The following is a 13553-nucleotide window of genomic DNA, read 5'->3' as shown; positions in this document are numbered from 1 at the left end:
CGAAGGGGAGGTGCCGCCGTCGTTTAGTCCTGGTTTCCTAATCGGTTTCGCGGACCTCGTCAGGGTCATCCAGCGGGACCACGCGGTCCTCGGCGTCGACCACGACGGGAGGAACCTGGACCACCGGCTCCTCCTCGTCCAGGAGGTCGTCCTCGGTATCCCAGTCGTCCTCAACTACCGGTGCATCCTCGGCGTAGTCATAGGCGGGATCCGCCTCTACGGCATCCAGGTGCGGCATGTCCGGGTGCTGTCCGGTGGTGCTCATGATTGAACCTCCGTTTGTTCGCCTGACGTGCTCTTTCAGTGAGGGCGCTGGACGCGCCACACCTTCATCACAGCACCGCACCGAAGGGTGGTCAATAGCGCGCCACGGGACCTAAATATCCCGTCCGGTTTACGGCGCACCGAAATATCCGGAGGAGGCTGACCGGCCAAAAATCCGCGGATTTTCGCAGTAAGCTTGCACTGCAATGGGGCCGCGCCATGCCCCATCCAGCCCAGGAGTTTCCGTGTCTCAGCACGCCAGGTTCAACCGCCACGCCACACCAGAAGCGTCGCAACCTTCAGCACCCCAGGAACCAGCCGGCGCCCGGCAGCAGGCCCAGCCATCGCCGTCGGACGTCAAGCGGTGGCGGCAATACCTCGCGGACGAACGGGCGGAAGCCGCCGTCTACCGGGACCTGGCACAGAACCGCCAGGGCGAAGAGCGCGACATCCTCCTGGCCCTGGCCGAAGCCGAGGGCCGCCACGAAGCTCACTGGCTGGGACTGCTGGGGGAACGGGCGGGCAAGCCCCGGCGTGCCTCGCTGCGCAGCCGGATGCTGGGGTTCCTGGCCCGCCACTTCGGGTCGGTGTTTGTGCTGGCCCTGGCCCAGCGCGCAGAAGGCCGCTCCCCTTACGCCAAGGACCCCAACGCCACGGAGGCGATGGCGGCGGACGAGCAGATCCACGAGGAAGTGGTCCGGGGGCTGGCAACCCGGGGACGCAACCGCCTCGCGGGCACCTTCCGCGCCGCCGTGTTCGGCGCGAATGACGGCCTGGTCAGCAACCTGTCCCTGGTGATGGGCATGGCCGCGTCCGGTGTCGCCAGCAGTGTGGTGCTGCTCAGCGGAATCGCGGGGCTGCTGGCCGGCGCCATGTCCATGGGCGCCGGCGAGTTCATCTCCGTCCGGTCGCAGCGCGAACTGCTCGCGGCGACGCGCCCCACCCAGGTCACCCTGCTGGCGGCCCCCAAGCTGGACCTGGAACACAACGAACTGCTGCTGGTGTACCTGGCCCGGGGCATGACCCAGGAAGCGGCCCAGCACCGGGTGGCCGAACGCATGGGCCTGCTGCCCTGCGACTGCGATCCCAGCCTGTCGCTGCAGCCGGAACTGCCCGACGTCGAGGACCAGCATGAAGCAGTGGGGACCGCGTGGGGCGCGGCCCTGTCCAGCTTCTGCTTCTTCGCCTCCGGTGCGATCGTGCCCATCCTGCCGTTCCTGTTTGGCCTGACCGGGGTTGCCGCCCTGGTGGCGGCCGGCATTCTGGTGGGCCTCGCCCTCCTGGTCACCGGCGCCACGGTGGGCCTGCTCTCCGGCACGTCGCCATTGACGCGTGGACTCCGCCAGCTGGCCATCGGCCTGGGCGCTGCGGCCATCACCTACCTGCTGGGGCTGGCCTTCGGCACCGTCGTAGGCTAGTGGAAAACCGGCCGCCGCACCGCGCGCCGTCGCGCCATGCGGGGACCAAAGCCCGCCTGGGCGTGCGCCGGGGCGTGGAGCTTATTCTCACCGCCGCGCTGACCGCGGGCGCTGTGTTCGGAGCAGCACTGGCACTGAACGACCCTCGCTTCAAAGAGCTGCTGGACGTCCGGATCGGCCCGGGAATCGGGCAGTCCGCGGGGCAGCAGGACCCGGGCACTGCAGGGGAAGCAGGCCAGGCGCCCCGGGCCGAGGGCCGGCTGGGCGCGCCTCCCCCGGGGCTGGAGGAGTCTGACGCTCCCCTGGCCGCCGCAGACCCTCCGCCGCTGGGCAGCGATTCCTACCGCTTCCTCGCCGTCAACGGGGACGGCAGCCCGGTGGGGTATTCCCCCTGCAGGCCGCTGCACTACGTCATCAATGACGAGCTCGCACCGGCCGGCTCGCAGCAGCTGGTCACCGAATCCATCGCCACCATTTCCGCCGCCACCGGCATGCGGTTCATCTACGACGGCACCACCGCAGAGCAGCCCTCCCCCCAACGTCCGCCGTACCAGCCCGAGGCCTACGGCGAGCGCTGGGCGCCGCTGCTGATCGCCTGGACAACACCGGAGGTGGCTCCGCAGCTCAAGGGCAAGGTGATCGGCACCGGGGGCAGCACCCATTTCAGTTACGACGACGGCCCCAAGGCCTTTGTCACGGGCGGCCTGGACCTGGACGCGCCGCAGATCGCCGATGAACTGCTGAACCCGGACGGCCACCTGTACGCACGTGCCGTGATCCTGCATGAGCTCAGCCACGTGATGGGCCTCGACCACGTGGCTGACCCCACCCAGCTGATGTATCCCGAGATCGGCACCCCCGAGGGATTGTCCGCCGGGGACCTCAACGGGCTCTACGAGCTCAGCAAGGCGCAGTGCCGGAAGGATCTCTGACCGGCCGGCTGCTCCACGGCTCAGGCGGGCAGCCGCAGCACCTCCACCGCCTCCTGGACAGTGTCCACCAGGAAAATCCGGTCCTCCATCGGCCGGCCGGCCGCAAGGCTTTGCAGCATGGGCCAGGCCGGGTACTGGCGTTCCCAGTGGTGCCGGCCCACCAGCACCATGGGCGTCACCTTTTCCCGTGCCCCGTAGTAGTTTTCGCACGCATCCTGGAAGATCTCCTGGACGGTGCCGGCAGCTCCCGGCAGGAACACGATTCCTCCCGTGCACAGTTCCAGCAGGATCGCCTCCCGGATGGCGTTCGCAAAGTATTTTGCGATGTGCGTGGCGAAGTAGTTGGGCGGCTCGTGCCCGTAGAACCAGGTGGGGATCCCGAGCGACGGCGTACCGCCCGGAAAGCGTTCGACGACGGCGGCCGCCGCACGCGCCCACGCGGACACCGAGGGACGGAAGCCGGGGACGGAGGCGAGGATGTCCAGCGCAGCCTGCACGCCGTCGTCGTCCACTTCACTGAGGTACGCGCCGAGGTTTGCCGCCTCCATGGCCCCCGGTCCCCCGCCGGTGGCCACCACGTACCCGTCCTGCGCGAGGAGCCTGCCCAGCAGGGCGGCCTGGGCAAACCCGCTGCTGCCGCGCTGTGCGGCATGCCCGCCCATGACACCCACCATGGCCCGGCCGTGCAACGGGCCTGTCCGGGTCATATCGTCCAAGGCGTCACCGATGGCGTGGTCGTGCAACGCTGAGGCCAGGGTGGCGTCCAGCCGGTGCCGCATGCCGGGCTGGATGCTCCACTGGTAGATCCGGGCGTCCGGAAGGGCTTCGTAGGGGGCGTCGGGCAGCCCGGCGTACAGTTCCTGGGGCGAGTACAAGGCGGCCCGGTAGGGGTTGAAGGGCACGGTTTCCAGCCGCGGGAAGATCAGCGCGCCCCGTCGGCGCAGCAGGTCTTCCACGCCGTCGTCGAAGGTGCAGCCCAGGAAGATGGCACCCTCCACGCGCAGGCTCTGCAGTGCGCCGGTCCTCCCCCGCAGGTCCAGGGACTGCGCGTGCCAACCGCGCATGTCCACCGCACCGGCGCTGACCAGGCGGTCGAAGCTGTCCAGGTCCTGCACTTCAAGGTTGTGCGGGTGGGGGCCCACGTTTCCGGAGAGGTTCACTGTCTAAACCTAAAGCAACGCGGGCCCGCTCCCCTTGACCCGGATGGCGCGGCTGCTAGGATCAGAGAAGAAGAAAAGTATGTCCTATCAAGAGAACATATGGCGGCAAAGCGGCCGTTCCCGCCCCACCCGGGCGACGACGTCCCGCAACAAGGAACATGAGGGAAGTACCGTGGCGCACAACCTGGGTCTCAGCATCGACCGCTCCTCCCCCGTCCCGCTTTACCACCAGGTGGTGCAGGGGATCGAAGCCGCCATTTTCAGCGGCGTGCTGGAGCCCGGCAGCCGGCTTGATAACGAAATCGACCTGGCGGCACAGCTGAACCTCTCGCGCCCCACGATGCGCAAGGCCATGGATGAACTGGTCCGGTCCGGGCTGCTGGTGCGTAAACGCGGCGTCGGAACCCAGGTTGTATCGAGCCAGGTGCGCCGTCCGCTCGAGCTCTCCAGCCTCTACGACGACCTCACCAACAACGGCAAGAAGCCCACCACCGACGTCCTGAGCTTCGCCCATGTGGAGGCCGACGAGGCCACCCTGGCCACCCTCCAGTTGCCTGCCGGCTCCAAGGTCTACCACTTCACGCGGCTGCGGAAAGTGGCAGGCAAACCCTTGGCGCTCATGGAGAACTGGGTCCGTGATGACATCGCCGAGATGGATGAAGCCACGCTGTCGGCGGAAGGCCTCTACGCCATCCTGCGCCGCGGGGGCGTGAACTTCCGGCTCGCCAACCAGCGCATCGGCGCCGTGGTGGCCAACGACTACCAGGCCTCCCTCCTCGAGACCGCGCCCGGATCCGCCCTGGTCACCATGGAGCGTACCGCCACGGATGACACCGGCCGCCGCGTGGAAACCGGGCACCACGTGTACCGCGGGGATTCCTACAGCTTTGAAATGACACTCGTACAGCGCTAACGCAAGGAGCCACACTCCATGACCAACTGGGTCTATCCACTGGGCACCGCCACCGACGGCACATGGGACGTCTCGATCGGGACCGCGGACTCATCCCTGTCCGTGGACGGCTGGGCACACACCGGGCTGAAGGTGGCCACGCTCGCCGCAGGGGCCGACGTCGTCCTTCCCGCCGCCGATGAGGAACGCATTGTGGTGCCCCTTAACGGATCCTTCACGGTCACGGTCGATGGCACCGAATACCGACTGGACGGGCGCGCGTCCGTGTTTCACGGCCCCAGCGATGTTCTGTACTCGGGCACCGGACGCGCCGTCAGCATCGCGTCGGCTGACGGCGGGAGGGTGGCGGTAGCCACTGCCCCGGCACAGGACGCGTACCCCACCCGGCTGGTGACCGCCGCGGAAACCCCGGTTGAGCTGCGCGGCGCCGGCAACTGCTCCCGCCAGGTCCACAACTTCGGCACACCGGCCGCACTGGAAGCCGACCGGTTCATCGTCTGCGAGGTCCTCACCCCAGCAGGCAACTGGTCCTCCTATCCCCCGCACAAGCACGACGAGGAGAAGGACGGCGAGACCCGCCTCGAGGAGATCTACTACTTCGAGACGCGCGTGGCGGAAGGCTCAGCGGCGCCGGCGGATGCGGACGCCATCGGCTACCAGCGCGTCTACGCCTCGGACGAGCGTCCCATCGACGTGTCGGCGGAGGTGCGCACTGGCGACGTCGTCCTGGTTCCCTACGGCTGGCACGGTCCTGCCATGGCCGCACCCGGGTACGACCTCTACTACTTGAACGTCATGGCCGGGCCGGGGCCCGTGCGCGAATGGCTCATCAGCGACGACCCCCACCACGGCTGGGTGCGCCAGGCATGGGACGGCCAGGACATCGATCCGCGGCTCCCGTTCGGCGCCTGACCCCGCCAGGTCCGTGACATAGCCCTGGTGATGCGCGGGTCCCCAGCCGGCAGGAGTTTTTGTCCAGATATGCAGGCTTTAAGGGCCTCCAACCCTGCATATCTGGACAAAAACTCACACCCGGAGGTCAGCCCGCGACGGCCGGGTCCAGCTCCACCCTCACCGGGGATCCGCTGCGCAGCGACTCCTGGGCAGCATCCGCCACGCGTGAAGCTGCCACCGCATCCTCAGGCGTGCACGGGTTGTCCCGAAGGCCAAGGATCAGCTCCACAAACGCCGCCATCTCGGCCCGGTACGCGGCATCGAACCTTTCGGCGAAGGTCTGGTGCGGTTGTCCAGCGGGGAAGGCAACGCCCGCTTCGGCCGAGGCCAATGCGGTCCTGTCGTCCAGGCCCACCAGCAGCGATCCCCTGGAGCCCTGGATTTCGAGCCGGACGTCGTGGCCGGCCCCGTTGTAGCGTGTGGCCGAGACTGTCCCCACCGTGCCGTCGTCGAACGTCACCAGGGCGAGGGCCGTGTCCACGTCCCCAACAGCCCCGATGGCCGGGTCCCCGTTGTTGGAGCCCTTCGCATAGGCCTCCACGATCTCCCTGCCCGTCAGCCAGCGGAGGATGTCGAAGTCGTGCACGGAACAGTCCCGGAAAAGTCCGCCCGAGCCAGCCAGGAACTCGACGGGCGGCGGTGCCATGTCGCAGGTGACGGCCCGCAGTGAATGGATCCAGCCAAGCTCACCGGCCTGGTAGGCACGCCGTGCTTCGAGATAGCCGGGGTCAAAGCGCCGCTGATGGCCGATCTGCACCACTCCCTGACGCTCCCGGACATACTCGAGGACCGGCAGGGCGTCCGCCACGTCCAGTGCCACCGGCTTCTCGCAGAAGACCGGGATTCCAGCGTCCACCCCCGCCTTGATCAGGCCGGGATGAGTGCCTGTGCCGGTGGCGATGACCAGCCCGTCCAAGCCCGAGGCGAGCAGTGCTTCCACGGACGGCAGGAACTCGGCACCCACTCTGGCAGCCACGGCCCTGGCGTGCTCTTCGGCGACGTCCGTCAGCCGGAGCCGGACATTGATGTCCTCAGCATTAAGTACGCCGTTGAGCGCCGAGATGTTGTCCGCGTGCATGGCGCCGATTCGGCCTACGCCCACCAGCCCAAGAGTTAAATCCTTCACAGTTCTTCCTTCGTTCTGTCTTCACCAGGGAAATTGAGCCATCACTAGATCACCTTCGTGAAGGCTCCGTCGCTGTGCAGCGAACGGATCATGGCCTGGGCCACCCGCGACGCCCGCAGGCCATCCTCCCCGGTGGCGAGCGGCGCGGTTTCGCCGCGTTCCAGGGCGGAGATCCAGGCCTGGAGCTGCAGGCGGTAGGCGTCGGCGAAGCGTGGTCGCCAGTCGGCCGGGATGCCGGACCGTTGCTGGCCTTCGTGGTGGACCACCAGTGCTGCGGGCTCGGGGAGGGCAGCCGAACCATGCTCGGACACCACCTCGCACCTGGTGGTGTAGCCGTACTGCGCATTCAGGAACAGTTCAAGGATGGCAAGGGTGCCGTCGGCCGTCCGGAGGAGCATAAGCGCAGGGTCCTGCAGGTCTCCGGTGCTGTGCCGGGAGCTGCGCCCCGCTTGCCATGAAACTTCGGCGATGGGCGTGCCCAGCAGCCAGGGGATGATGTCGAACTCGTGGATGGCTGAATTGGTGATGGCTGATTCAGAGCTGGCACCGGGGCCCGCAGTTGCCGTGCGGCTGGTGCAGTGGACCATCAGCGGTTCGCCGTAGTTGCGGACCCGCGTGGCTTCGCGCAGTGCGGCGTAGCCCGGATCGAACCGCCTCATGAAGCCCATGGACAGCAGCCTGCCGCCGGTGGCGGCCAGGATGTCCGCCTCAGCCTCCACCACATCGAGGCTTTCCAGGATCGTAGGTGCCAGGGGCTTCTCACACAGCACAGGCGTCATCGCTTCGAAGCATTCCAGCACCAGTCCGGCATGGGTGGAGTCGTGCGAGGCGATGACGACGGCGTCCACCTCGCTCGAGTTGATCAGTTCCGAGGGGTCCGTGGTGGTCCGGGCCGCAGGCGGCGCAGCTGCCGCTGCCCGCCCGGCGTCGAGGTCTGCCACGAAGGTGACTTCCGCACCGTTGACGGCGGCGGAAAGGTTCCTGATGTGGTCTGCGCCCATGACTCCGGCGCCGATGACGCCCACCCGGATCGGCATGATGTCTTCCTGTCTGCTGTTCGTTGTCTGTGCGCAATGTTGAGCGGGGCCCGTCCGGCTTTCCGGCGGGCCCCGCTCCGGTCCGTGCTAGGCGTGCCGGGGGCCGCTTTGCTTTGGCGTCTCTGTGCCGTGGGTGACGTCAGCGACCTCTGCCTGCACTTCCTTGACCACATCACTGTGGCCGCCGAGCTGTTCGAGTTCGTGCGCAAGTTCGGCAAGTTCAGCGCCGCCGGCCATCTGCGCGGTGAGCTCGTCCAGGGTGATGTCTTTTTTGTCGTAGTAGCCGATGGACTTGCCCCGCTTGAGCAGCAGGAACCGGTCCCCCACGGGGAAGGCATGGTGCGGGTTGTGGGTGATGAAGATGACCCCGAGTCCCCGGTCCCTGGCCTGGAGGATGTATCGCAAAACTACGCCCGACTGCTTCACGCCGAGCGCCGCCGTCGGCTCGTCCAGGATCAGGACCTTGGCGCCGAAGTAGACGGCGCGGGCAATGGCCACGCACTGCCTCTCACCGCCGGAGAGCTGGCCGATGGGCTGTTCCACGTCGCGGAGGTCGATGCCCATCTCGGCGAGTTCCTTTTTGGTGATGTCCTTCATCTTTTGGACATCCATGCTCTTGAAAGGACCGAAACCGCTGGTCAGTTCAGAGCCAAGGAAAAAGTTGCGCCAGATCGGCATCAGCGGCACCACCGCCAGGTCCTGGTAGACAGTGGCGATGCCTGCATCCAGTGCATCACGGGGCGAATCGAACTTCCGCTCCTCGCCCATGATGTTCAGCGTTCCGGCGTCGTGCTGGTGTAGTCCGGCGATGATCTTGATGAGCGTGGATTTGCCGGCGCCGTTGTCACCGAGCACGCAGGTGACACGGCCGTTGTCGACTGCCATCGTGACATCTTTCAGTGCCACGATGTTGCCGTAGTGCTTGCCTACGGCATCAAGCGACAGCAGGTGCACCGGAGTATGCGTGAGCGGATCTTTTTCGTTTTGCAGCAATGTGCGCTGGTCGATTTTTTGGGCATTCATTTTCCGGACCCCTTTACTTCAGTTCCGCGCGGCGCTTGACGATGAGGTTGACGATGGTGGCCAGCAGGAGCATCAGGCCCAGGAAGAACTTGAACCAGTCCGGGTTCCACTGTGCGTAGACGATGCCCTTGTTGGCCATGCCGAAGATGAACGCGCCGATGGCGCCGCCAACAGCCGAACCGTAGCCGCCGGTGAGAAGGCACCCGCCGATCACAGCGGCAATGATGTAGAGGAACTCGTTGCCCACACCCTCACCGGACTGCACCGCGTCGAAGGCAAACAGGTTGTGCATGCCCAGGATCCAGCCGCAGAAACCAACTGCCATGAACAGCCCGATCTTGGTGGCCTTGACCGGAACGCCCACGGCACGGGCCGCATTCGCATCACCGCCGACGGCGAAGATCCAGTTCCCCACGCGGGTCCGCATCAGGACCCAGGTGGCCACTGCCACAAGGGCAATCCAGATGAATACGGTGATCTGGACATCAATCCCGCCGATCCTCACTGATGACGCGAACACCGCGCGGGCGGAGGCGAAGCCGTCCATGTCCGAGATCGAGGGGGAAGATACGCCGCCGCCGATCATGCGGGTCAGGCCCAGGTTCAGGCCGGTCAGCATCAGGAACGTGGCCAGGGTGACGATGAAGCTGGGTAGTTTGGTCTTCATCAGGATCCAGCCATTGATGTATCCGATGGCCAGGGAAACCAGCAGTGCCAGGGCCACACCAACCCAGACGTTGGTGCTGAAGTACCAGCTGAACATCGAGGCGGTAAGGGCCGAACTAATGACGGCGACACCTGTGGAAAGGTCGAACTCGCCGCCGATCATAAGCAGCGCGACGCCGACGGCCATGATTCCGATGGTTGAGCTGCCGTACAGAACGGTCGCGAAGGACGAAGGCTGCAGGAAGGTCGGGGAAACCACGGCGAAGAAAACGAAGAGGACGATGGCGCCCACCAGGGCGCCGACCTCAGGGCGGCCGAGCAGTTTCTGGAGGGGGCTGCGCTTACCGATGCGTTCATCGGTCGCGGGGACGGAGGGTTTGGTCAGGGTCTGGGTCATGGGGATTCTCCTGCTATGGCGGGTTCCGGAGCCGCAAGGGCCCCGGAACCCGCTCAAAGCATCCTTAGCGGATGCCTTCCTTGGCGAATTTGAGGACGTCAGGAGCTGCTGCCTGATCGATGATCGACGGGCCGGTCAGCACCGGAAGCCCGCCACCTACGTGGATGCCGCCCCGCTTGACCTGCCAGAGGGCGTCGACGGCTCCATAGCCCTGGAGCCACGGCTGCTGGTCGACGGTGAAGGCAACCTTGCCGTCGATGATGGCCTGGGCCAGTTCACCGTTCATGTCGAAGGAGGCTACTTTGACCTTGTCCTGCAGGCTGAGGGACTCCACTGCCTTGTTGATGGTCAGCGTGAACGGCGCTCCCAGTCCGATGATGGCGTCTGCATCCGGGGTGGCCTGGAGTTTCGCAGTGACTGTGGAGGAAACCTGGGTCATGTCGGTTCCCTGGACAAACAGGTTCTCCGTAGCCGGAATCTTGGACTTCACGCCGGCACACCGGGCATCCAGTGCCACGTTGCCCTGTTCCATGATCACGCAGATGGGGCGCTTTGCTCCCAGCGAGGACAGCTTCTCCCCCACGGCCGCACCCGCGAGGTTCTCGTCCGATCCGAAGTGGGTGAAGGCGCCTACCTGCTGCCAAATATCAGCACCTGAATTCAGGCTGACTACGGGGATGCCGGCGTCCACTGCCTTCTTGAGGACGTCCTTGAGGGCGTCCGGCTTGGCCAATGTCACGGCGATGCCGCCGACTTTCTGGTCGATTGCCTGCTGGATCAGCTGGGCCTGGCGTCCGCCCTCAGGATCCGAGGTGTAGAGCAATTCCACGTTGTCCTTTGCAGCTGCTTCTTCGGCACCCTTGCGGAGGATGTCCCAGAAGGTGTCACCGGGAGCGGCGTGGGTGATGAGGGCAACCTTCATGCGTTCTGTTGTCGCGACCTGGCCGCCGCCTGCTGCGCCGCCGGCCTCCTCGGTCCTGCCTCCGGTGCTCGAACAGGCACTCAGTGCCAGCATCGGCACGACAGCCGCTACAAGTGTTGCTTTACGCCAGGAAAATCTAGCCACGAGTATCTCCTTTGATATCAGCTCCGGACTGCCACGGTGCAGTCGCCGGAATGTGCTTACTACGATCATGGTGACTTGAACCACACATGTCAATAGTTTGTCCTGACATTAGTATGTACGCACGTAATGTGGGCGCTAACGTCCGTGAAAACCGGGCGGTGTCCGCGGCATACGGGCCGCTGGCACCCTCTGTGAAACCCAAAAGGGCACCTTCGTCTCGGGAGACGACGGTGCCCTTTACGGTTAGGTGTTCTTATTGGCCCGCGACGGCCTCCGGCTGCGTCCCGGCCACGTTCTTGAAGTAGTGCTCCACGTCTTCAAGGCTCTTGTCCTTGGTCTCGGGAACGTACTTGGCGGCAAACGCTATGGCGCCCACTCCGAGCACGGCGAACACAAAGAAGGTGCTGGACAGACCGATCGCCGCCAGCAGCTGCGGAAATCCGAACCCCACCATGAAGTTGACGATCCAAAGGACAAAGGCGGAGGCGCCCATGCCGAGCCCGCGGATCTTGAGCGGGAAAATCTCGGAGAGCATCAGCCACGTGACCGGTGAGATGGCACCCTGCTGGAAGGCCAGGAAGGTCACAGTCAGGGACAGAATAACGAAACCACGGGCTGAGCCTTCAGGCAGGATCAGCGAGAACAGGCCGATCAGCAGCAGCGCCGTCGTCGTGCCTATCTGCCCAGTGATAAGCATCCGACGGCGGCCCACCTTGCCGAGCAGCCAAATTCCCACGAACGTCGCGAGGACAGAGATGACGCCGTTGGCAATGTTGGCGGTCAGCGCAGCCTCGCGCCCGAATCCGGATTGGGCGAGGATTTGGGTGCCGTAGTACATGATGGAGTTCACGCCCGTGATCTGCTGGATCACGGCCAGGCCGAGGCCCACGACAAAGATCCGCCGCAGCCAGGGGATCCCAAGGTCCCTCCAGGAGCCCATCTTGGACTTGTAGTCCTCGACGGCCATGGCCTTGACTTCCTCAAATTCTGTTCGCGCCTCGGCCTGGGAGCGGATGCGTTGGAGAACGCTGAGGGTTTCGCCGAAACTTCCCATCGAGGCCAGCCATCGGGGGCTCTCGGGCATGAAATTCATCCCGATCCACAGTGCAATGGCCGGCAGGGTGGCGATCACCAGCATCCAGCGCCAGATGCCGCCGGTCTCCCCGAAGGTGTTGCCCAGGTAGGCGTTGAAGATGAAGGCCAGCAGCTGCCCGGTAACGATCATCAGTTCGTTCTGTGTGACGATCCGTCCGCGCCGTGCGCTGGGCGAAACTTCGGCCAGATACACAGGCACGGTGACGGAGGCACCGCCCACAGCGAGGCCGAGAATGAACCGGGCGGCGATCAAAACCTCGGTGTTTGGCGAGAAAGTGCACGCCAGCGTGCCCACAAGGAAAATGACCGCGAGGACCATGATCATCTTGCGGCGGCCGTTCCGGTCGGCCAGCCGGCCGCCGAACAGTGCACCGAACGCGGCGCCGAAGAGGAGCGACGATGTGACCAGGCCCTCGGTCAGGGGCGTCAGGCCCAGATCCTCCTGCATGTACGGCAGCGCGCCGTTGATGACCCCTGTGTCGTAGCCAAAGAGGAGTCCGCCGAACGTGGAGATGATGGTGGCGGTCCGCAGCGCCCTCTTATGGTTCGGAGGCTGTTGCCCTTTTACCGCCGCGACCTTCCCGGAGAGACTCATGCGGTAGCTTTCTGGACGTACTGCTGTATGGTCTCCAACTGGTAGCGGGAGACGTCCTCGGCGTTCTCGTCCTCTGCAAAGACGCTGGAGACCATCACTGTGTCATCCCGGTCCAGGAAACCGATCTCCTTCAGTCCGCCGAAGAACTCGTCCCAGTTCACGTCGCCGTCACCGATCTTCAGGTGCTGGTGCACGCGCACGGGGTTGCCCGGCGGGTTGGTGATGTAGCGAAGCCCGTGTGAGGCGTGGTGGTCCATGGTGTCCGCAACGTGAACCAGGCGGAGTTTGTCCCCCGCCGCGCGCATGATGTCCAGCGGGGCGTTTTTCATGTGGAAGCTGTGCGAGGCCACGTAGACCATGCCAACATTCTTCGAGTTCAGTCCCCTGATGACCCGGATTGCGGCCAGGCCTTCCTCTACGAAGTCGTCCGGGTGCGGGTCAATGAGCAGGTCGATGCCTTCGCGTTCAATGATCGGCAGGAGCTCCTCCATGGAGCGGTAGAACGCCCGCTCGGACTCCTCAGCCTTTTCGGGGCGGCCGCTGAACTCGGTGTTGATAGTGCCGACGCCGAGGTCAACGGTGATCTGGATGACCCGCTTCCAGTAACGGACAGCAGCTTCGCGGGCGTCCTCGTCCGGGCCGGACCAGCGGAGCACCGGCAGGACGGAGGCAATTTCGATTCCCGCGTCCCTGCAGGCTTTGCTGAGCTGGCCCACCAGTTCGTCATCGGCTTTGGGATGGTTGTAGAAGGGGATGAAGTCCGCGTGCGGCGTCATCTGCATGTACTTGTAGCCGAGATCGGCCACCACCTTCGGGAACTCCAGCAGGCTGTGCGAGTGGTGGAAAGGGGTGGGATCAAGTGCGATTTTCACGTAAACACTCCATGTATGGATCCGTCAGGCGGGAG

At 65.3% G+C, this 13553-nt stretch carries 13 protein-coding genes; 4 read left to right on the top strand and 9 right to left on the bottom strand.

Annotated features, from left to right (window positions below):
* Positions 1–37: 37 nt before the first annotated feature.
* The gene (locus tag IEX43_RS11490) at positions 38–265 is read right to left on the bottom strand and encodes a hypothetical protein (protein WP_188811155.1); all 228 of its coding nucleotides are present in this window, start codon (positions 263–265) and stop codon (positions 38–40) included.
* A 244-nt stretch (positions 266–509) separates the two neighbouring features.
* Here IEX43_RS11490 and IEX43_RS11485 point away from each other — a divergent pair, with 244 nt between their 5' ends.
* Together IEX43_RS11485 and IEX43_RS11480 are read left to right on the top strand one after the other, a co-directional pair.
* A complete protein-coding gene (locus IEX43_RS11485; protein WP_188811154.1) occupies positions 510–1682 on the top strand; it encodes a VIT1/CCC1 transporter family protein in 1173 nt (390 codons plus the stop codon).
* Positions 1682–2614 (top strand): matrixin family metalloprotease, encoded by a 933-nt coding sequence (locus tag IEX43_RS11480; RefSeq protein WP_377102782.1) that lies wholly within the window; start codon positions 1682–1684, stop codon positions 2612–2614. The genes IEX43_RS11485 and IEX43_RS11480 overlap by 1 nt, the downstream gene beginning before the upstream one ends.
* Positions 2615–2634: 20 nt before the next feature.
* Here IEX43_RS11480 and IEX43_RS11475 read toward each other — a convergent pair whose 3' ends face one another.
* Positions 2635–3774, bottom strand: coding sequence for an LOG family protein (locus IEX43_RS11475; RefSeq protein ID WP_188811153.1), 1140 nt, complete (start codon positions 3772–3774; stop codon positions 2635–2637).
* Between the two features lie 172 nt (positions 3775–3946).
* Between IEX43_RS11475 and IEX43_RS11470 the strand changes: the two genes are divergently transcribed.
* Positions 3947–4687 (top strand): GntR family transcriptional regulator, encoded by a 741-nt coding sequence (locus IEX43_RS11470; RefSeq protein ID WP_188811329.1) that lies wholly within the window; start codon positions 3947–3949, stop codon positions 4685–4687.
* 18 nt (positions 4688–4705) lie between these two features.
* Positions 4706–5599: a 5-deoxy-glucuronate isomerase gene (gene iolB, locus IEX43_RS11465; RefSeq protein WP_188811152.1), complete on the top strand. Its 894-nt coding sequence runs from the start codon at positions 4706–4708 to the stop codon at positions 5597–5599.
* A gap of 127 nt (positions 5600–5726) precedes the next feature.
* On the opposite strand, the gene IEX43_RS11460 is transcribed toward iolB, so the two are convergent.
* The 7 genes from IEX43_RS11460 to IEX43_RS11430 all read right to left on the bottom strand — a co-directional run bounded on the left by IEX43_RS11460 (position 5727) and on the right by IEX43_RS11430 (position 13518).
* Positions 5727–6767, bottom strand: a complete 1041-nt coding sequence (locus IEX43_RS11460; protein ID WP_188811151.1) for a Gfo/Idh/MocA family oxidoreductase — start codon at positions 6765–6767, stop codon at positions 5727–5729.
* A gap of 44 nt (positions 6768–6811) precedes the next feature.
* On the bottom strand, positions 6812–7804 hold the full coding sequence (locus IEX43_RS11455; protein WP_188811149.1) for a Gfo/Idh/MocA family oxidoreductase: 993 nt from the start codon (positions 7802–7804) through the stop codon (positions 6812–6814).
* 87 nt (positions 7805–7891) lie between these two features.
* Positions 7892–8827: an ATP-binding cassette domain-containing protein gene (locus IEX43_RS11450; protein ID WP_188811146.1), complete on the bottom strand. Its 936-nt coding sequence runs from the start codon at positions 8825–8827 to the stop codon at positions 7892–7894.
* Between the two features lie 13 nt (positions 8828–8840).
* Positions 8841–9890 carry an ABC transporter permease gene (locus IEX43_RS11445; protein ID WP_188811144.1) on the bottom strand — a complete coding sequence of 350 codons (1050 nt, stop codon included), beginning with the start codon at positions 9888–9890 and terminating at the stop codon, positions 8841–8843.
* Positions 9891–9954: 64 nt separating this feature from the next.
* Complete coding sequence (locus IEX43_RS11440; protein WP_188811141.1) at positions 9955–10956, bottom strand: substrate-binding domain-containing protein; 1002 nt, start codon at positions 10954–10956, stop codon at positions 9955–9957.
* Positions 10957–11209: 253 nt separating this feature from the next.
* A complete protein-coding gene (locus tag IEX43_RS11435; RefSeq protein WP_229666421.1) occupies positions 11210–12646 on the bottom strand; it encodes a sugar porter family MFS transporter in 1437 nt (478 codons plus the stop codon).
* Positions 12643–13518: a sugar phosphate isomerase/epimerase family protein gene (locus IEX43_RS11430; RefSeq protein ID WP_188811139.1), complete on the bottom strand. Its 876-nt coding sequence runs from the start codon at positions 13516–13518 to the stop codon at positions 12643–12645. The genes IEX43_RS11435 and IEX43_RS11430 overlap by 4 nt, the downstream gene beginning before the upstream one ends.
* Between the last annotated feature and the right edge of the window lie 35 nt (positions 13519–13553).

The sequence above is a fragment of the Pseudarthrobacter polychromogenes genome (genome assembly GCF_014644495.1).
Classification (GTDB): Bacteria; Actinomycetota; Actinomycetes; order Actinomycetales; family Micrococcaceae; genus Arthrobacter; species Arthrobacter polychromogenes.
This window is presented reverse-complemented; position numbering and strand designations above follow the sequence as displayed.